Origin of the sequence: Enterobacter cloacae complex sp. P24RS (assembly GCF_014982165.1) — a bacterium.
Lineage (GTDB): Bacteria > Pseudomonadota > Gammaproteobacteria > Enterobacterales > Enterobacteriaceae > Enterobacter > Enterobacter quasihormaechei.
Genome location: NZ_JADCKU010000007.1, coordinates 77,727 through 96,183, shown reverse-complemented (window position 1 = coordinate 96,183; position 18,457 = coordinate 77,727). Strand labels below are relative to the sequence as shown.

Genomic DNA, 18,457 nt, shown 5'->3' with positions numbered 1-18,457 from the left:
ACGCCGTGTGGCCACAGGTCAGTTAACCAATAAAAGAGGAACAGTTTGAACATAGATACGCGTGAAATTAGCCTTGAGCCCGCAGACAACGCTCGCCTGCTGAGCCTGTGCGGGCCGTTTGATGACAACATCAAACAACTGGAGCGACGTCTGGGTATCGAAATCAATCGTCGCGATAACCATTTCAAACTCACCGGACGCCCAATCTGCGTCAATGCCGCGGCAGATATTCTCCGCAGCCTGTATGTTGATACCGCCCCGATGCGTGGCGAAATTCAGGATATTGAGCCTGAACAGATCCACCTTGCCATCAAAGAGGCGCGCGTGCTCGAGCAGAGCGCCGAGAGCGTGCCGGACTACGGTAAGGCCATCAATATCAAGACCAAGCGCGGCGTCATCAAGCCGCGTACGCCGAACCAGGCGCAGTACATCGCCAACATTCTTGACCATGACATCACCTTCGGCGTGGGTCCGGCGGGGACGGGTAAAACCTATCTGGCGGTTGCCGCTGCGGTGGATGCGCTGGAGCGTCAGGAAATCCGTCGCATCCTGCTGACCCGTCCTGCCGTAGAAGCCGGTGAGAAACTCGGCTTCCTGCCGGGCGATTTGAGTCAGAAAGTGGACCCCTATTTGCGCCCGCTGTACGACGCGCTGTTCGAAATGCTCGGCTTCGAGAAAGTTGAAAAGCTTATTGAGCGTAACGTGATTGAAGTCGCCCCGCTGGCCTACATGCGTGGCCGTACGCTTAACGACGCGTTCATCATTCTGGATGAGAGCCAGAACACCACCATCGAACAGATGAAGATGTTCCTGACGCGTATCGGCTTTAACTCGAAAGCGGTTATCACCGGTGACGTGACCCAGATTGACCTGCCGCGCAACACCAAATCGGGTCTGCGTCACGCCATCGAAGTGCTGGCCGAGGTAGACGAAATCAGCTTTAACTTCTTCCACAGTGAAGATGTGGTACGCCATCCGGTCGTCGCGCGTATCGTTAACGCTTATGAGGCCTGGGAAGAGGCCGATCAGAAGCGCAGGGCCGAACTGGCCGCAGAACGTAAGCGCGAAGCGCAGGAGCATGAACAGAAATGAGTCAGGTGATCCTCGATTTACAGCTGGCCTGTGAAGATAATTCCGGCATGCCAGAAGAGGCACAGTTTCAGAAATGGCTGGATGCGGTAATCCCCCAGTTTCAGGAAGAATCAGAAGTCACGATTCGCCTGGTGGATGAAGCGGAAAGCCATGAGCTCAACCTGACCTACCGCGGGAAAGATAAGCCGACCAACGTGCTCTCTTTCCCGTTCGAAGCGCCTCCGGGTATTGAGATGCCGCTGCTGGGCGATCTGATTATCTGCCGTCAGGTGGTTGAGCAGGAAGCCAAAGAGCAGCAAAAGCCGCTGGAAGCACACTGGGCACACATGGTGGTGCACGGTAGCCTGCATCTTCTGGGTTACGACCATATTGAAGATGACGAAGCGGAAGAGATGGAATCCCTCGAGACAGAGATAATGCTTGCTCTGGGCTATGAGGATCCGTACATTGCCGAGAAAGAATAGTCAGTCACTGACTACCATTCCGCCGCGCAGGGATAGAGCGCGGCGGTTAACGTTGAACTAACAAGAGAACCCTTAACAAACGCCATGAGCGACGACAATTCACACAGTAGCGACACGACAACCACAAAAAAGGGATTTTTCTCCCTCATTCTGAACCAGCTTTTCCACGGCGAACCCAAAAACCGTGATGAACTGCTGGAGCTGATTCGTGATTCCGGGCAGAACGATCTTATCGATGAAGATACGCGCGAAATGCTCGAAGGGGTGATGGACATCGCCGACCAGCGCGTCCGCGACATCATGATCCCCCGCTCGCAGATGATTACCCTGAAACGCAACCAGACGCTGGACGAGTGCCTCGATGTGATTATCGAATCGGCTCACTCGCGCTTCCCGGTCATCAGCGAAGATAAAGATCACATCGAAGGGATTTTGATGGCGAAAGATCTGCTGCCGTTTATGCGCAGCGATGCCGAAGCCTTCAGTATGGAAAAAGTGTTACGTCCGGCCGTCGTTGTGCCGGAAAGTAAACGTGTGGATCGGATGCTGAAGGAGTTTCGCTCCCAGCGCTACCACATGGCGATTGTTATTGATGAATTTGGCGGCGTTTCCGGTCTGGTTACAATCGAGGACATCCTTGAGCTGATCGTGGGCGAAATTGAAGATGAGTATGACGAAGAAGAGGATATCGACTTCCGTCAGCTGAGCCGCCACACCTGGACCGTGCGCGCGCTGGCCTCCATTGAAGACTTCAACGACACCTTCGGCACCAGCTTCAGCGATGAAGAAGTGGACACCATTGGCGGTCTGGTGATGCAGGCCTTCGGCCATCTTCCGGCCCGCGGTGAAACCGTTGACATCGATGGTTACCAGTTCAAGGTCGCAATGGCTGACAGCCGACGTATTATTCAGGTTCACGTCAGAATGCCGGACGACTCACCGGTGCCAAAACTGGAAGATTAATGTAAATGGCATTTGCCCCATTATTTGAACGCCAGCGCGTCCGTTTGCTGCTGGCGCTGTTACTCGGAGCCAGCGGTACGCTGGCTTTTTCTCCTTACGATATCTGGCCTGCCGCTCTTCTCTCCCTGATGGGGCTACAGGGTCTTACCCTGAACCGTCGCCCGGTACAGGCCGCGGCCATCGGCTACTTCTGGGGGCTGGGGCTGTTCGGCTCTGGCATCAACTGGGTCTACGTCAGTATCGCGCAATTTGGCGGAATGCCGGGGCCGGTTAACGTCTTCCTGGTTGTGCTGCTCGCCGCGTATCTGTCGCTCTACACCGGCCTGTTCGCGGGTGTCCTTTCTCGTCTGTGGCCTAAAACCAGCTGGCTGCGCGTGGCGATAGCGGCTCCCGCTGTCTGGCAAATCACCGAATTTCTGCGCGGCTGGGTACTGACCGGCTTCCCGTGGTTGCAGTTCGGCTATAGCCAGATAGACGGCCCGCTGAAAGGTCTGGCTCCCGTCATGGGCGTGGAGGCGATCAACTTCCTGTTAATTGCGGTCAGCGGCCTGCTGGTGCTGGCCCTGGTGACGCGTAACGGGAAGCCGCTGGCTGTCGCGCTGATCCTGTTTGCCCTGCCCTTCCCGCTGCGCTATATCCAGTGGTACACGCTGGAGCCCGCGCGCGCCACGCAGGTTTCTCTGGTGCAGGGCGATATCCCGCAGTCACTGAAATGGGATGAGAATCAGCTGCTGAACACGCTGAAAATCTACGCCAACGCCACCGAAGAGGTGATGGGCAAATCACAGCTCATCATCTGGCCTGAGTCTGCGATCCCGGACCTGGAGATCAATCAGCAACCCTTCCTGAAGATGATGGACGATTTGCTGCGCGCCCGCGGCAGTACGCTGATTACCGGCATTGTGGATGCGCGTCTGAACCAGCAGAACCGCTATGACACCTACAACGCGATCATTACGCTCGGTAAGGACAGCGATTACAGCTATACCTCCACCAATCGCTACAACAAAAACCACCTTGTACCGTTTGGCGAGTTTGTTCCGCTGGAGTCGATTCTGCGCCCGCTGGCACCGTTCTTTGATTTGCCGATGTCCTCATTCAGCCGCGGCCCGTACGTTCAGCCGCAGCTTCACGCGCACGGTTTTGCCCTGACGGCCGTCATTTGCTACGAGATTATCCTCGGCGAGCAGGTGCGCGATAACTTCCGCCCGGACACCGACTATCTGCTGACCATCTCAAACGACGCCTGGTTCGGTAAATCGATTGGCCCGTGGCAGCACTTCCAGATGGCGCGAATGCGTTCTCTGGAGCTGGCGCGTCCGCTGCTGCGTAGCACCAATAACGGCATCACCGCCGTGATTGGCCCGCAGGGCGAAATCCAGGCCATGATCCCGCAGTTCACCCGTGAAGTGCTGACAACCAAAGTCACGCCTGCCTCGGGCCTGACGCCGTACGCCCGCACCGGCAACTGGCCGCTGTGGATCCTGACCGCGCTGTTCGGCTTTGGCGCCGTGCTGATGAGCCTGCGTCAGCGTCGTCGCTAGTCTAACCTTCTGTTGCCGGGTGGCGCTGACGCTTACCCGGCCTACATTTTTACTCCCGCAGGTCGGTTAAGGCGTCGCCGCCACCCGACAATTTCCTCCCAACCCTTCAATTCTGGCACGCCTGTTGCTTTATTTCTTCACGCAAACGCTGTCTGGCTTAACGTGCAACCCTGTCGCACCAGCAACGATCGCCGGTGGCACCGAAACGGTGCAACGGGAGATTATTGCCTCGGAATGGTGCGGCGCGCTTCGCAAAAATAAACAATAACGCAGCAAAATCTTTACATTAAGCCAGACTAAATGTTAACAAGCTTGCATAACACTGCACTCGCATTGCGCGAGATATAACAACATCACAATGGGTATCTATGCGTCACTGGCGCTGATAAGAAAGGAGTTGGGTATGCAATTACGTAAACTGGCCACAGCAATGCTGGTTATGGGAATGTCTGCGGGCATCGTCCACGCTGAAGACGCTCCGGCAGCAGGAAGCACTCTCGACAAGATTGCCAAAAACGGCGTGATCGTGGTCGGCCACCGTGAATCTTCTGTCCCGTTCTCTTACTACGACAACACGCAAAAAGTCGTGGGCTATTCACAGGATTACTCCAACGCCATCGTTGAAGCCGTGAAGAAAAAGCTGAACAAACCTGACCTGCAAGTGAAGCTGATCCCCATCACTTCACAGAACCGTATCCCTCTGCTGCAAAACGGCACGTTTGATTTTGAGTGTGGCTCGACCACCAACAACCTTGAACGTCAGAAACAGGCCGCTTTCTCCGATACCATCTTCGTTGTGGGCACTCGCCTGCTGACGAAAAAAGGCGGCGATATCAAAGACTTTGCTGACCTGAAAGGCAAAGCGGTTGTCGTGACCTCCGGTACCACATCCGAAGTACTGCTGCACAAGCTGAACGACGAGAAGAAAATGGACATGCGCATCATCAGCGCGAAAGACCACGGCGACTCGTTCCGTACCCTGGAAAGCGGTCGTGCTGTCGCGTTTATGATGGATGACGCCCTGCTGGCGGGCGAACGCGCGAAGGCGAAGAAACCAGACAACTGGGAAATCGTCGGAACCGCGCAGTCGAAAGAAGCTTACGGCTGTATGCTGCGTAAAGGCGATGAAGACTTCAAAAAGCTGATCGATGACACCATCGCTCAGGCGCAAACCTCTGGCGAAGCGGCAAAATGGTTCGACAAGTGGTTCAAGAACCCTATTCCACCAAAAAACCTGAACATGAACTTTGAACTGTCTGACGACATGAAAGCGCTGTTCAAATCACCAAACGACAAAGCTCTTAACTAATTAGAACGACAGGGGCGGGATCTCCTGCCCTCTCGATTGTCGGGAAGCATGGACAGACTATACGTTGAGTGGTCGTTCCCCACTCAGCGCAAAAATTGAGCTTCTCACCAATCTTCGAGGGTAGCGCTGCTACCCTCTTTTTTCTGGAGTTTACTATGTCAATTGACTGGAACTGGGGCATCTTTCTGCAACAAGCCCCGTTCGGCAACACCACCTATCTCGGCTGGCTGTGGAGCGGCTTTCAGGTTACCGTTGCGCTATCGATAACGGCGTGGATTATCGCGTTTCTTGTCGGTTCGCTGTTCGGTATTCTGCGTACCGTCCCTAACCGTTTTCTCTCTTCAATTGGCACGCTCTATGTGGAACTGTTCCGTAACGTTCCGCTGATCGTGCAGTTCTTTACCTGGTATCTGGTGATCCCGGAACTGCTGCCGGAAGATCTCGGCATGTGGTTCAAGGCAGAACTGGATCCTAACGTACAGTTCTTTGTCTCTTCCATGCTGTGTCTGGGGCTGTTCACCGCTGCGCGCGTCTGCGAGCAGGTACGTGCCGCCATACAGTCACTGCCGCGCGGGCAAAAGAATGCGGCACTGGCGATGGGCCTGACCCTGCCACAGGCCTACCGTTACGTCCTGTTGCCTAACGCTTACCGCGTCATCGTTCCGCCAATGACCTCCGAAATGATGAACCTGGTGAAAAACTCGGCCATCGCCTCAACCATTGGCCTGGTCGATATGGCGGCGCAGGCGGGTAAGCTGCTGGATTACTCCGCTCACGCGTGGGAATCCTTCACGGCGATCACGCTCGCGTATGTTCTGATTAACGCTTTCATCATGCTGGTGATGAACCTGGTTGAACGCAAAGTACGCCTGCCGGGCAATCTGGGGGGCAAATAAATAATGTACGAATTTGACTGGAGTTCCATTGTTCCCTCCATGCCCTATCTGCTGGATGGACTGGCAATTACCTTAAAGATCACCGTTATCGCTATTATTGTCGGTATTGTCTGGGGCACCCTGCTGGCGGTGATGCGCCTGTCGAGCTTTAAGCCGCTCGCCTGGTTCGCCACGGCTTACGTTAACGTATTCCGCTCCATTCCACTGGTCATGGTGCTGCTGTGGTTTTACCTGATTGTTCCCGGATTCTTACAGAACGTGCTGGGACTGTCGCCGAAAACCGATATCCGCCTGATCTCTGCCATGGTGGCGTTTTCCATGTTTGAAGCCGCCTACTACTCCGAGATCATCCGCGCCGGTATTCAGAGTATCTCTCGCGGGCAGTCCAGCGCTGCGCTGGCGCTCGGTATGACGCACTGGCAGTCCATGAAGCTGATTATTCTGCCGCAGGCGTTTCGCGCCATGGTTCCGCTGCTGCTGACGCAAGGCATCGTCCTGTTCCAGGATACCTCCCTGGTCTACGTGCTGAGCCTGGCAGACTTCTTCCGTACCGCCTCCACCATTGGCGAACGTGACGGAACGCAGGTTGAGATGATCCTCTTCGCGGGCGGGGTCTATTTTGTGATTAGTTTAAGCGCATCGCTGTTGGTCAGCTGGCTGAAGAAAAGGACCGTATAATGATTTCCCTGAAAAATGTTTCTAAATGGTATGGGCACTTTCAGGTGCTGACCGACTGCTCAACAGAAGTGAAAAAAGGCGATGTGGTGGTGGTCTGCGGCCCGTCCGGTTCCGGTAAGTCTACGCTTATCAAAACCGTTAATGGTCTGGAACCTGTCCAGCAGGGTGAAATTGTCGTTAACGGCACCAAAGTGAACGACCGTAAAACCAACCTTGCCCAGCTTCGCTCCCACGTGGGCATGGTGTTCCAGCATTTTGAGCTGTTCCCGCACCTGTCGATCATTGAAAACCTGACGCTTGCGCAGGTGAAAGTGCTGAAGCGCGATAAAAAAGCGGCGCGCGAAAAAGGGCTGAAGTTACTGGAACGCGTCGGGCTCTCTGCGCATGCGGATAAGTTCCCGGCACAGCTTTCGGGCGGCCAGCAGCAGCGCGTGGCAATCGCGCGGGCGCTGTGTATGGATCCGGTGGCGATGCTATTCGATGAACCGACTTCTGCACTCGATCCTGAAATGATCAACGAAGTGCTGGACGTGATGGTGGAGCTGGCGCACGAAGGGATGACCATGATGGTGGTGACGCACGAAATGGGCTTCGCCCGTAAAGTGGCCAACCGCGTGATCTTCATGGATGAAGGGAAAATCGTTGAAGACTCGCCGAAAGAAGAGTTCTTCGCGAATCCGAAATCCGAACGCGCTAAAGACTTCCTCGCTAAAATCCTGCATTAATCTTTTCAGTGCGCAATCTGCGGATTGCGCACTGCTTCACGCTTTAGATCTCTTTTTCTATTCGGCGTCACATCGCAGCGTTAACCTTGTCACAAAATAATGCTAAGAATGGAGAACGCTATGGCACACCCTATAATTCTCGACTGCGACCCGGGTCATGATGACGCGATCGCGCTCGTCCTCGCGCTTGCCTCCCCTGAACTGGACGTCAAAGCTGTCACCTCCTCCGCCGGGAACCAGACGCCGGATAAAACCTTGCGAAACGTGTTGCGCATGCTGACGCTGCTGAAACGCACCGATATTCCGGTCGCAGGCGGCGCCATTAAGCCGCTGATGCGCGAGCTGATCATTGCGGACAACGTTCACGGTGAAAGCGGGCTGGATGGCCCGGCACTGCCGGAGCCAGGTTTCGCACCGCAAGACTGCACTGCCGTCGAGCTAATGGCGAAGATACTGCGTGAAAGCGCAGAGCCGGTGACGCTGGTGGCTACCGGCCCGCAGACCAACGTTGCGCTTCTGCTGAACAGCCATCCTGAACTGCACAGCAACATCGCCCGTATTGTCATCATGGGCGGGTCAATGGGGCTGGGGAACTGGACGCCTGCGGCCGAATTCAACATCTTTGTTGACCCGGAAGCGGCGGAGATCGTCTTCCAGTCGGGCCTGCCGATTGTGATGGCGGGGCTGGACGTGACGCATCGGGCGCAGATTATGGCAGACGATATTGAACGCTTTAGCGCCGTGGACAACCCGGTTGCAACGACCGTGGCCGAGCTGCTCGACTTCTTTATGGAGTATCACAAAGCCGAGAAGTGGGGCTTCCACGGCGCGCCGCTGCACGACCCATGCACCATCGCCTGGCTGCTGAAGCCGGAGATGTTTACCACATTGGATCGCTGGGTTGGCGTGGAGACGCAGGGGAAATATACCCAAGGAATGACGGTGGTAGACTATTACTCATTGACGGGAAACAAGCCGAATACGACGGTAATGGTGGATATTGATCGGGAAGCGTTTGTGGATTTGCTGGCGGAGAGGCTGGCTTATTATTCTGCGGCCTGATGCCCTCACCCTGGCCCTCTCCCACGGGGAGAGGGAATAAACCTGCGCTTTTACTTATGGCTCAAACGGGCGACGCTGGAACTGGTCGTGACCGCACTTAGGACACAGCGACAGCACCTCCGGCGTATAAACGGCCACATGGTGGTGGCACTTCTCACACACCAGATTCCCCAGCCCCACCACTTCGCCGCTGTGATAGACACCGTGGTGGTTTAAATCCTGGAACACCTCGCGCCACTCCAGCTGGGTTTTATCGGTAATATCTGCCAGCTCCTGCCACAGGCTCTCTTTAATGACCCGCATAAAAACGCTGTCGGCGATCTCGTCCTGATTCTCCTCGTAGCTTCGCGCAAACTCTTCCAGGTCACGGCGCACGGCGCGCGTCACCTCTTCCACTTCGGTTCGCGTTAACTCACCCGTTTGCGTCACGCGTGCGCGTGCCTGTTCGACCAGCGCGTCGATATCGCGCTCGCCGTTACGCAGCCGTTCCGTCAGTGTGGCCATCAGTTCACGGTAAAATTGAGCAACCTTGTTCATCATTTTGCCTCCCGGGTAAGTAACTGTCTCTAATAATAGACCTTATTTCGTCACCGCTTTGTCAGGTGAAGCACAGACCCGGTAAATTCCTGCAAAGTGCATTTGCGTGAAAGGCTGTTTTGACGCGGGCGTTTGGGCTATGCTATGCGGATCTGAATTACCACATCCATTGGCTACATTTGTAGCTGTATTGAACACAGGACCACTGGCTGCCATGCAAGAGCAATACCGCCCGGAAGAGATAGAATCAAAAGTCCAGCAACACTGGGACGAGAAGCGCACCTTTGAAGTAACCGAAGACGAGAGCAAAGAGAAGTATTACTGCCTGTCGATGCTTCCCTATCCTTCTGGTCGACTACACATGGGCCATGTGCGTAACTACACCATCGGTGATGTGATTGCACGCTACCAGCGTATGCTGGGCAAAAACGTTCTTCAGCCTATCGGCTGGGATGCGTTCGGCCTGCCTGCTGAAGGCGCAGCGGTGAAAAACAACACGGCACCGGCTCCGTGGACGTACGACAACATCGCGTACATGAAAAATCAGCTGAAAATGCTGGGCTTTGGCTACGACTGGAGCCGCGAGCTGGCTACCTGTACACCAGAATATTATCGCTGGGAGCAGAAGTTTTTCACCGAGCTGTATAAAAAAGGCCTGGTCTACAAAAAAACGTCCGCCGTTAACTGGTGCCCGAATGACCAGACAGTACTGGCGAACGAGCAGGTTATCGACGGCTGCTGCTGGCGCTGCGACACCAAAGTTGAGCGTAAAGAGATCCCGCAGTGGTTTATCAAAATCACCGCCTACGCTGACGAGCTGCTGAACGATCTGGACACTCTGGATCACTGGCCTGACACCGTTAAAACCATGCAGCGCAACTGGATTGGCCGTTCCGAAGGCGTTGAAATCACCTTCAACGTAGAAAACTACGACCAGACCCTGACCGTCTACACCACCCGTCCGGACACCTTCATGGGTGCGACTTACCTTGCCGTGGCTGCGGGTCACCCGCTGGCACAAAAAGCAGCGGAAAACAATCCGGAGCTGGCAACCTTCATCGACGAATGCCGCAACACGAAAGTGGCCGAAGCCGACATGGCGACGATGGAGAAAAAAGGCGTTGATACCGGCTTCAAAGCAATTCACCCGCTGACGGGCGAAGCCATCCCGGTCTGGGCAGCGAACTTCGTGCTGATGGAATACGGTACGGGCGCAGTGATGGCCGTGCCGGGCCACGATCAGCGTGACTACGAATTTGCTACCAAATACGGCCTGAACATCAAGCCTGTGATCCTGGCGGCTGACGGTTCTGAACCTGACCTCTCCGAGCAGGCGCTGACCGAAAAAGGCACCCTGTTTAACTCCGGTGAGTTTAGCGGCCTGAGCTTCGAAGAGGGCTTCAACGCCATCGCCGACAGACTGGCCTCGCTGGGCGTGGGCGAGCGTAAAGTGAACTACCGTCTGCGCGACTGGGGCGTTTCCCGTCAGCGTTACTGGGGTGCGCCAATCCCTATGGTGACCCTGGAAGACGGCACCGTCATGCCAACCCCGGAAGATCAGCTGCCGGTGATCCTGCCGGAAGACGTGGTCATGGACGGTATCACCAGCCCGATCAAAGCCGATCCTGAGTGGGCCAAAACCACCGTCAACGGTCAGCCAGCGCTGCGTGAAACCGACACCTTCGACACCTTCATGGAGTCCTCCTGGTACTACGCGCGCTACACCTGCCCGCAGTATAAAGAAGGCATGCTGGATTCGGACGCGGCAAACTACTGGCTGCCGGTAGACATCTACATCGGCGGCATTGAACACGCCATCATGCACCTGCTCTACTTCCGCTTCTTCCACAAACTGATGCGTGACGCAGGCCTGGTCAATTCCAACGAGCCAGCAAAACAGCTGCTGTGTCAGGGGATGGTGCTGGCAGATGCGTTCTACTACGTTGGCGCGAACGGCGAGCGTAACTGGGTTTCTCCCGTTGATGCGATTGTCGAACGTGACGAGAAAGGCCGTATCGTGAAGGCGAAAGACGCTGAAGGTCATGAACTGGTTTATACCGGCATGAGCAAGATGTCCAAGTCTAAAAATAACGGCATCGACCCGCAGGTGATGGTTGAGCGTTACGGTGCAGACACCGTGCGTCTGTTCATGATGTTCGCATCTCCGGCAGACATGACCCTGGAGTGGCAGGAATCCGGTGTTGAAGGGGCCAACCGCTTCCTGAAACGCGTCTGGAAACTGGTTTACGAGCACACCTCTCAGGGCGATGCGCCAGCGCTGAACGTAGCTGTATTGACTGAAGATCAGCAGGCGCTGCGTCGTGATGTTCATAAAACCATTGCGAAAGTCACCGACGATATTGGTCGTCGTCAGACCTTCAATACCGCAATTGCGGCTATTATGGAACTGATGAACAAGCTGGCGAAAGCTCCGCAGGACGGCGAGCAGGATCGCGCGTTAATGCGTGAAGCGCTGCTGGCGGTCGTTCGCATGCTGAACCCGTTCACGCCGCACGTTAGCTTCACGCTGTGGCAAGAGCTGAAAGGCGAAGGCGATATCGACAACGCGCCGTGGCCAGTGGCTGATGAATCCGCTATGGTGGAAAACACCACGCTGGTGGTGGTGCAGGTTAACGGTAAAGTGCGCGGTAAAATCACCGTCGCGGTCGACGCAACCGAAGAACAGGTTCGCGAGCGCGCAGGCCAGGAGCATCTGGTCGCGAAATACCTTGAGGGCGTTACCGTACGTAAAGTGATCTACGTACCGGGTAAACTGCTGAATCTGGTCGTTGGCTAAGCGCGGGAGGAAACGTGCGACAACTGGCAACAATACTCTTATCTCTGGCGGTGCTTGTCACCGCTGGCTGCGGCTGGCACCTGCGCAACACCACGGCAGTGCCTGCGCAGATGAAAACGATGATCTTTGACTCATCCGATCCGAACGGACCGCTGAGCCGGGCCATTCGTAACCAACTGCGTTTGAACGATGTTAAGCTGATCGAGAAGGGAACCCTGCGTCAGGATGTTCCTTCGCTTCGCGTCCTGAAATCTACACTGTCACAAGACACGGCGTCGATCTTCCAGGATGGTCGAACCGCGGAATATCAAATGGTGCTTACCGTTGATGCGGCCGTCTTAATGCCGGGTAAAGATATTTACCCTATCAACACCAAAGTCTACCGTTCGTTCTTCGATAACCCGCAGACGGCCCTGGCAAAAGACGCTGAACAGCAGATTATCATCAAGGAAATGTATGATAAGGCCGCAGAGCAGCTGATCCGTAGACTGCCTGCCATTGCCGCGTCGTCGAAAAAAGGCGCTGACGTCATCGAAACACCGGATGCCAGCACGCCGGACATGCCAACGTCGCTGGGTAACTGATGATCAGGTTGTATCCTGAACAACTCCGCGCGCAGCTCAACGAAGGGCTGCGCGCGGCCTACCTGCTACTTGGTAACGACCCCCTGTTACTTCAGGAAAGCCTTGATGCTGTTCGCCATGCGGCAGCCGCACAGGGTTTTGATGAGCATCATACGTTTCAGATCGATAACAGTACCGACTGGAACGCTATCTTCTCGCTATGTCAGGCCATGAGCCTGTTTGCCTCACGTCAGACAATCCAGATCCTGCTGCCAGAGAATGGCCCTAACGCCGCCATCAACGAACAGCTCGCCATGCTGGTCAGCTTGTTACACAGCGATCTGCTGCTGATAGTACGCGGCAACAAACTCACAAAAGCGCAGGAAAACGCGGCCTGGTTTACCCGGCTGGCCACCAGTGCAGTACTGGTTACCTGCCAGACGCCTGAACAGGCACATCTGCCAAAATGGGTTGCCGCGCGAGCAAAGCAGCACAACCTGCAACTGGACGATGCTGCCAGCCAGCTCCTTTGCTACTGCTATGAAGGCAATCTTCTGGCACTGGCGCAGGCGCTGGACAGGCTCTCCCTGCTGTGGCCGGATGGCAAGCTGACGCTACCCCGCGTCGAACAGGCGGTGAACGATGCCGCGCACTTTACCCCCTTCCACTGGGTTGATGCGCTGCTGTCGGCGAAAAGTAAGCGTGCCCTGCACATACTGCAACAGCTGCGCCTGGAAGGCAGTGAGCCGGTCATTCTGCTCCGCACGCTCCAGCGCGAACTACTGCTGCTGAACAACCTTAAGCGCCAGTCTGCGCATACGCCCCTGCGCGCCTTATTCGACAAGCATCGCGTGTGGCAGAACCGTCGGGCGATGACCACAGAGGCGATAAACCGCCTGAGCCAGGAGCAGTTGCGTCAGGCCGTGCAGCTGCTGATGCGCGCCGAACTGACGCTGAAACAGGATTACGGCCAGTCCGTCTGGGCGGAGCTGGAGAGCCTCTCCTTACTGCTCTGCCATAAGGCGCTGGCAGACGTATTTATCGATGGGTGATATGCATTCTTTACAGGCAATGTATGGCGGGACCTTCGACCCGGTGCACTATGGGCATCTTAAGCCGGTAGAAATCCTCGCGAATTTGATTGGCTTGCAGCGGGTGATCATCATGCCCAACAATGTTCCGCCGCACCGTCCTCAGCCAGAAGCAACCAGCGAACAGCGCAAAGCGATGCTCGCGCTGGCTATCGCCGATAAGCCTCTCTTCACGCTTGACGAGCGCGAACTGCGCCGGGATACGCCGTCCTGGACATCGCAAACGCTGCGGGAGTGGCGCGCTGAACAGGGGCCAGTGAAACCGCTGGCGTTTATCATCGGCCAGGATTCCTTGCTCAACTTTCCCAGCTGGTACCAGTACGAAACCATTCTGGAAAACAGTCACTTGCTGGTCTGCCGCCGTCCGGGCTACCCGCTGACCATGCGTGAAGCGCAGCATCAGCAGTGGCTTGACGCGCATCTGACGGACAATATAGAAGACCTTCACAGCCTGCCCGCCGGTAAAATTTACCTCGCCGAGACGCCGTGGTTTGATATTTCCGCAACCCTCATCCGCGAGCGTCTCCAGCAGGGTTTGAACTGTGACGATCTCCTGCCCTTACCTGTGCTGGACTATATCCACGCACACGGTCTGTATCAGAAAAGTACAGATGCCTGAACATCGCCGGCGAAATTGTCTGTTAATGATTATCCTGCCTTGACAGGCTAAGCCATACTGATATCCTCCGCTGCCAGACTTTCCCGCCGATCGTTGCTTTACAGAAATTGTTTTACAAAAATGGCGATGCAATCTCAGGCGGAGGGTGGGATGATACCCGCCTTCAAAAGCCGGGCGGTGACATTTGTCCCGCGACTGGCGTCAGTTCAGGTATACTGGCTGACCACGAATTCACAGTTGTACAATCTCATTCACCCAGGGGGAAAACTTGCAGGGTAAAGCACTCCAGGATTTTGTTATCGACAAAATTGATGACCTGAAAGGTCAGGACATCATCGCTATCGACGTTAAGGGTAAATCCAGCATCACCGACTGCATGATTATCTGCACCGGTACCTCAACTCGTCACGTTGTTTCGATTGCTGACCATGTTGTTCAGGAATCGCGCGCGGCAGGGCTGCTTCCGCTGGGCGTTGAAGGTGAAGCGACCGCTGACTGGGTGGTTGTCGATCTCGGCGATGTGATTGTCCACGTCATGCAGGAAGAGAGCCGTCGCCTGTATGAGCTGGAAAAACTCTGGGGTTAATGCGTGAAGTTGCAGCTGGTCGCCGTCGGCACCAAAATGCCGGACTGGGTACAAACCGGTTTTACTGAGTATCTGCGTCGTTTCCCAAAAGATATGCCGTTCGAACTGGTGGAGATCCCAGCAGGAAAGCGCGGCAAGAACGCAGATATCAAACGTATTCTCGATAAAGAGGGAGAGCTGATGCTGGCTGCCGCAGGCAAAAACCGCATCGTGACCCTCGATATCCCGGGCAAGCCCTGGGATACGCCGCAGCTGGCGCACGAACTGGAGCGCTGGAAGCAGGACGGTCGTGACGTCAGTCTGTTGATTGGCGGACCAGAGGGGTTATCTCCCGCCTGCAAAGCGGCAGCAGAACAAAGTTGGTCACTCTCTGCGCTGACGCTGCCCCACCCGCTCGTGCGGGTTCTCGTGGCAGAAAGTTTGTATCGCGCGTGGAGCATCACTACCAACCACCCTTATCACCGCGAGTAATGACTGACCAGGGTAACTTAAGCAGCGGATGAAACTACAGAATTCTTTTCGCGACTATACGGCTGAGTCCGCGCTGTTTGTGCGCCGGGCGCTGGTCGCCTTTACGGGGATTTTGCTGCTTACCGGCGTGCTGATCGCCAACCTCTATAATCTGCAAATTGTCCGCTATACCGATTACCAGACCCGCTCAAACGAAAACCGTATCAAGCTGGTGCCCATCGCGCCCAGCCGCGGCATTATCTACGATCGTAACGGCACCCCGCTGGCGCTAAACCGCACCATCTACCAGATAGAAATGATGCCGGAGAAAGTGGATAACGTGCAGGATACGCTGAACGCGCTGAGAAGCGTTGTCGACCTGAACGATGATGACATCGCGGCGTTCAAAAAAGAGCGCGCACGCTCTCACCGCTTCACCTCCATTCCGGTAAAAACCAACCTGACAGAAGTTCAGGTCGCCCGTTTTGCCGTTAACCAGTACCGTTTCCCCGGCGTGGAAGTCAAAGGCTATAAGCGCCGCTACTATCCTTACGGCTCCGCGCTGACGCACGTGATTGGCTACGTCTCCAAAATCAACGATAAAGACGTCGAACGCCTTGATAAAGACGGCAAGCTGGCTAACTACGCCGCAACCCATGATATCGGCAAGCTGGGGATCGAACGTTACTACGAAGATGTCCTGCACGGTCAGACCGGTTATGAAGAGGTTGAAGTCAACAACCGTGGTCGCGTGATCCGTCAGCTAAAAGAGGTCCCCCCGCAGGCGGGACATGACGTGTATCTGACGCTCGACCTGAAGCTCCAGCAGTATATCGAAACGCTGCTGGCGGGTAGCCGCGCCGCCGTGATCGTGACCGACCCGCGTACCGGCGGCATTCTGGCGATGGTTTCCATGCCAAGCTACGATCCGAACCTCTTCGTGGACGGTATTTCCAGCAAAGATTACTCCGGCCTGCTCAATGACCCAAACACCCCGCTGGTGAACCGCGCTACGCAGGGGGTTTATCCTCCAGCCTCAACGGTTAAACCGTATGTCGCCGTGTCTGCGCTGAGCGCGGGCGTCATTACCCGCAATACCAGCCTGTTTGACCCGGGCTGGTGGCAGTTGCCTGGCTCTGAGAAACGCTACCGCGACTGGAAAAAATGGGGCCATGGCCATCTGAACGTGACCAAATCACTGGAGGAGTCTGCTGATACCTTCTTCTATCAGGTCGCCTACGACATGGGTATTGACCGTCTGTCTGAATGGATGAGCAAATTCGGCTACGGGCATTACACCGGTATAGATTTGGCGGAAGAGCGTTCCGGCAACATGCCAACCCGCGAATGGAAGCAGAAGCGCTTTAAAAAGCCCTGGTATCAGGGTGACACCATTCCGGTGGGGATCGGCCAGGGTTACTGGACGGCAACGCCGCTGCAAATGAACAAGGCGATGATGATCCTCATCAACGATGGCGTAGTGAAAGTGCCGCACCTGCTGCAAAGCACCGTTGAAGACGGCAAAAAAGTGCCGTGGATACAGCCTCATGAGCCACCGGTGGGTGACATTCACTCCGGATTCTGGGAAATCGCGAAAGACGGTATGTACGGCGTAGCCAACCGCCCTAACGGCACGGCGCACAAATATTTCGCTGGCGCACCGTATAAGGTTGCCGCCAAATCGGGTACTGCACAGGTCTTCGGTCTGAAAGCGAATGAAACCTATAACGCCCACAAAATTGCCGAACGTCTGCGTGACCACAAGCTCATGACGGCGTTTGCCCCTTACGATAACCCGCAGGTTGCGGTGGCGATGATTCTGGAAAACGGCGGCGCAGGCCCGGCGGTGGGTACCATCATGCGTCAAATCCTCGACCACATCATGCTGGGTGATAACAATACCGAACTGCCTGCTGAAAACCCGGCAGCCGCTGCGGCGGAGGACCAATAATCATGACGGATAATCCGAATAAAAAATCGCTGTGGGATAAGATCCACATCGACCCAGCCATGCTGCTGATCCTGCTGGCTCTGCTGGTGTACAGCGCCCTCGTTATCTGGAGCGCCAGCGGCCAGGATATCGGCATGATGGAGCGTAAAATCGGCCAGATCGCCATGGGCCTGGTCATTATGGTGGTGATGGCGCAAATCCCACCGCGCGTGTATGAGGGCTGGGCGCCCTATCTCTATATTTTCTGTATCATTTTGCTGGTGGCGGTAGACGCGTTCGGTGCCATCTCGAAGGGGGCGCAACGCTGGCTGGATCTGGGGATTGTCCGCTTCCAGCCGTCGGAAATTGCCAAAATCGCCGTTCCGCTGATGGTGGCGCGCTTCATTAACCGCGACGTCTGTCCGCCGTCGTTGAAAAATACCGCCATTGCGCTGGTGCTGATTTTCCTGCCGACGCTGCTCGTGGCCGCACAGCCTGACCTCGGTACCTCGATTCTTATCGCCCTCTCCGGCCTGTTCGTTCTGTTCCTGTCCGGCCTGAGCTGGCGCCTGATCGGCATCGCGGTAGTCCTGCTGGCAGCCTTCATCCCTATTCTCTGGTTCTTCCTGATGCATGATTACCAGCGCCAGCGCGTGATGATGCTGCTCGATCCCGAGACCGATCCGCTGGGCGCAGGCTATCATATTATTCAGTCGAAGATTGCGATTGGCTCCGGCGGCCTGCGCGGAAAAGGCTGGCTGCACGGTACGCAGTCGCAGCTCGAATTTTTACCGGAACGCCACACCGACTTTATCTTTGCCGTTCTGGCTGAGGAGTTAGGGCTGGTCGGCATCCTGGTGCTGCTTGCACTCTACGTGCTGCTGATCATGCGTGGGCTCTACATTGCCGCGCGTGCGCAGACCACCTTTGGCCGGGTGATGGCGGGTGGGTTAATGTTAATTTTATTCGTTTATGTCTTCGTAAATATTGGTATGGTGAGTGGTATTCTGCCGGTTGTTGGCGTACCGCTGCCGCTGGTGAGTTACGGGGGCTCGGCACTGATCGTGTTGATGGCCGGGTTTGGTATCGTGATGTCGATCCATACCCACAGGAAAATGTTGTCCAAAAGCGTATAAAAATAAGGGGATCGC

At 55.6% G+C, this 18,457-nt stretch carries 18 protein-coding genes; 17 read left to right on the top strand and 1 reads right to left on the bottom strand.

Translation table 11 applies throughout. The features are described 5' to 3' along the window. The first annotated feature begins 45 nt into the window (after positions 1–45). The 9 genes from INF58_RS09575 to rihA all read left to right on the top strand — a co-directional run bounded on the left by INF58_RS09575 (position 46) and on the right by rihA (position 8,733). Positions 46–1,092, top strand: coding sequence for a PhoH family protein (locus INF58_RS09575; protein ID WP_022647440.1), 1,047 nt, complete (start codon positions 46–48; stop codon positions 1,090–1,092). After that, positions 1,089–1,556 (top strand): rRNA maturation RNase YbeY, encoded by a 468-nt coding sequence (ybeY, locus tag INF58_RS09570; RefSeq protein WP_003858677.1) that lies wholly within the window; start codon positions 1,089–1,091, stop codon positions 1,554–1,556. The genes INF58_RS09575 and ybeY overlap by 4 nt, the downstream gene beginning before the upstream one ends. Before the next feature lie 84 nt (positions 1,557–1,640). Beyond that, positions 1,641–2,519: a CNNM family magnesium/cobalt transport protein CorC gene (gene corC, locus INF58_RS09565; RefSeq protein ID WP_003858679.1), complete on the top strand. Its 879-nt coding sequence runs from the start codon at positions 1,641–1,643 to the stop codon at positions 2,517–2,519. A gap of 5 nt (positions 2,520–2,524) precedes the next feature. Then, positions 2,525–4,063 (top strand): apolipoprotein N-acyltransferase, encoded by a 1,539-nt coding sequence (gene lnt, locus INF58_RS09560; protein WP_193527579.1) that lies wholly within the window; start codon positions 2,525–2,527, stop codon positions 4,061–4,063. A 403-nt stretch (positions 4,064–4,466) separates the two neighbouring features. Further along, positions 4,467–5,372, top strand: a complete 906-nt coding sequence (locus INF58_RS09555; RefSeq protein ID WP_063866084.1) for an amino acid ABC transporter substrate-binding protein — start codon at positions 4,467–4,469, stop codon at positions 5,370–5,372. A 155-nt stretch (positions 5,373–5,527) separates the two neighbouring features. Continuing rightward, positions 5,528–6,268: a glutamate/aspartate ABC transporter permease GltJ gene (gltJ, locus tag INF58_RS09550; protein ID WP_015571133.1), complete on the top strand. Its 741-nt coding sequence runs from the start codon at positions 5,528–5,530 to the stop codon at positions 6,266–6,268. A gap of 3 nt (positions 6,269–6,271) precedes the next feature. Further along, positions 6,272–6,946, top strand: coding sequence for a glutamate/aspartate ABC transporter permease GltK (gene gltK / locus INF58_RS09545; protein ID WP_022647437.1), 675 nt, complete (start codon positions 6,272–6,274; stop codon positions 6,944–6,946). Then, the gene (locus INF58_RS09540) at positions 6,946–7,671 is read left to right on the top strand and encodes an amino acid ABC transporter ATP-binding protein (protein WP_006809622.1); all 726 of its coding nucleotides are present in this window, start codon (positions 6,946–6,948) and stop codon (positions 7,669–7,671) included. The genes gltK and INF58_RS09540 overlap by 1 nt, the downstream gene beginning before the upstream one ends. A 120-nt stretch (positions 7,672–7,791) precedes the next feature. Continuing rightward, on the top strand, positions 7,792–8,733 hold the full coding sequence (gene rihA, locus INF58_RS09535) for a pyrimidine-specific ribonucleoside hydrolase RihA (protein WP_193527578.1): 942 nt from the start codon (positions 7,792–7,794) through the stop codon (positions 8,731–8,733). Between the two features lie 54 nt (positions 8,734–8,787). Here the strand turns inward: rihA and INF58_RS09530 are convergent, their stop codons facing one another. Further along, the gene (locus INF58_RS09530) at positions 8,788–9,270 is read right to left on the bottom strand and encodes a zinc ribbon-containing protein (RefSeq protein ID WP_193527634.1); all 483 of its coding nucleotides are present in this window, start codon (positions 9,268–9,270) and stop codon (positions 8,788–8,790) included. A 214-nt stretch (positions 9,271–9,484) separates the two neighbouring features. On the opposite strand from INF58_RS09530, the gene leuS reads away from it, so the two are divergent. The 8 genes from leuS to mrdB all read left to right on the top strand — a co-directional run bounded on the left by leuS (position 9,485) and on the right by mrdB (position 18,442). Further along, positions 9,485–12,067 (top strand): leucine--tRNA ligase, encoded by a 2,583-nt coding sequence (gene leuS / locus INF58_RS09525; protein WP_193527577.1) that lies wholly within the window; start codon positions 9,485–9,487, stop codon positions 12,065–12,067. 14 nt (positions 12,068–12,081) lie between these two features. Next, a complete protein-coding gene (lptE, locus tag INF58_RS09520; RefSeq protein WP_063449374.1) occupies positions 12,082–12,651 on the top strand; it encodes an LPS assembly lipoprotein LptE in 570 nt (189 codons plus the stop codon). Continuing rightward, positions 12,651–13,682: a DNA polymerase III subunit delta gene (gene holA, locus INF58_RS09515; RefSeq protein WP_112792617.1), complete on the top strand. Its 1,032-nt coding sequence runs from the start codon at positions 12,651–12,653 to the stop codon at positions 13,680–13,682. Before lptE ends, holA begins: the two co-directional genes overlap by 1 nt. Next, a complete protein-coding gene (nadD, locus tag INF58_RS09510) occupies positions 13,675–14,340 on the top strand; it encodes a nicotinate-nucleotide adenylyltransferase (RefSeq protein ID WP_193527576.1) in 666 nt (221 codons plus the stop codon). The genes holA and nadD overlap by 8 nt, the downstream gene beginning before the upstream one ends. Before the next feature lie 268 nt (positions 14,341–14,608). Continuing rightward, positions 14,609–14,926 (top strand): ribosome silencing factor, encoded by a 318-nt coding sequence (gene rsfS, locus INF58_RS09505; protein ID WP_003858696.1) that lies wholly within the window; start codon positions 14,609–14,611, stop codon positions 14,924–14,926. A 3-nt stretch (positions 14,927–14,929) separates the two neighbouring features. Further along, the gene (gene rlmH, locus INF58_RS09500) at positions 14,930–15,397 is read left to right on the top strand and encodes a 23S rRNA (pseudouridine(1915)-N(3))-methyltransferase RlmH (protein ID WP_003858701.1); all 468 of its coding nucleotides are present in this window, start codon (positions 14,930–14,932) and stop codon (positions 15,395–15,397) included. A 28-nt stretch (positions 15,398–15,425) separates the two neighbouring features. Continuing rightward, on the top strand, positions 15,426–17,327 hold the full coding sequence (mrdA, locus tag INF58_RS09495) for a peptidoglycan DD-transpeptidase MrdA (protein ID WP_063449377.1): 1,902 nt from the start codon (positions 15,426–15,428) through the stop codon (positions 17,325–17,327). Positions 17,328–17,329: 2 nt separating this feature from the next. Further along, positions 17,330–18,442: a peptidoglycan glycosyltransferase MrdB gene (mrdB, locus tag INF58_RS09490; protein WP_048966702.1), complete on the top strand. Its 1,113-nt coding sequence runs from the start codon at positions 17,330–17,332 to the stop codon at positions 18,440–18,442. The last annotated feature ends 15 nt before the right edge of the window (positions 18,443–18,457 follow it).

Bases quoted from the DNA above. Each gene is read 5' to 3' on its own strand.
- ybeY (WP_003858677.1), top strand. From the start codon at position 1,089: ATGAGTCAGGTGATCCTCGATTTACAGCTGGCCTGTGAAGATAATTCC.
- corC (WP_003858679.1), top strand. From the start codon at position 1,641: ATGAGCGACGACAATTCACACAGTAGCGACACGACAACCACAAAAAAG.
- lnt (WP_193527579.1), top strand. From the start codon at position 2,525: ATGGCATTTGCCCCATTATTTGAACGCCAGCGCGTCCGTTTGCTGCTG.
- INF58_RS09555 (WP_063866084.1), top strand. From the start codon at position 4,467: ATGCAATTACGTAAACTGGCCACAGCAATGCTGGTTATGGGAATGTCT.
- gltJ (WP_015571133.1), top strand. From the start codon at position 5,528: ATGTCAATTGACTGGAACTGGGGCATCTTTCTGCAACAAGCCCCGTTC.
- gltK (WP_022647437.1), top strand. From the start codon at position 6,272: ATGTACGAATTTGACTGGAGTTCCATTGTTCCCTCCATGCCCTATCTG.
- INF58_RS09540 (WP_006809622.1), top strand. From the start codon at position 6,946: ATGATTTCCCTGAAAAATGTTTCTAAATGGTATGGGCACTTTCAGGTG.
- rihA (WP_193527578.1), top strand. From the start codon at position 7,792: ATGGCACACCCTATAATTCTCGACTGCGACCCGGGTCATGATGACGCG.
- INF58_RS09530 (WP_193527634.1), bottom strand. From the start codon at position 9,270: ATGAACAAGGTTGCTCAATTTTACCGTGAACTGATGGCCACACTGACG.
- leuS (WP_193527577.1), top strand. From the start codon at position 9,485: ATGCAAGAGCAATACCGCCCGGAAGAGATAGAATCAAAAGTCCAGCAA.
- holA (WP_112792617.1), top strand. From the start codon at position 12,651: ATGATCAGGTTGTATCCTGAACAACTCCGCGCGCAGCTCAACGAAGGG.
- nadD (WP_193527576.1), top strand. From the start codon at position 13,675: ATGGGTGATATGCATTCTTTACAGGCAATGTATGGCGGGACCTTCGAC.
- mrdA (WP_063449377.1), top strand. From the start codon at position 15,426: ATGAAACTACAGAATTCTTTTCGCGACTATACGGCTGAGTCCGCGCTG.
- mrdB (WP_048966702.1), top strand. From the start codon at position 17,330: ATGACGGATAATCCGAATAAAAAATCGCTGTGGGATAAGATCCACATC.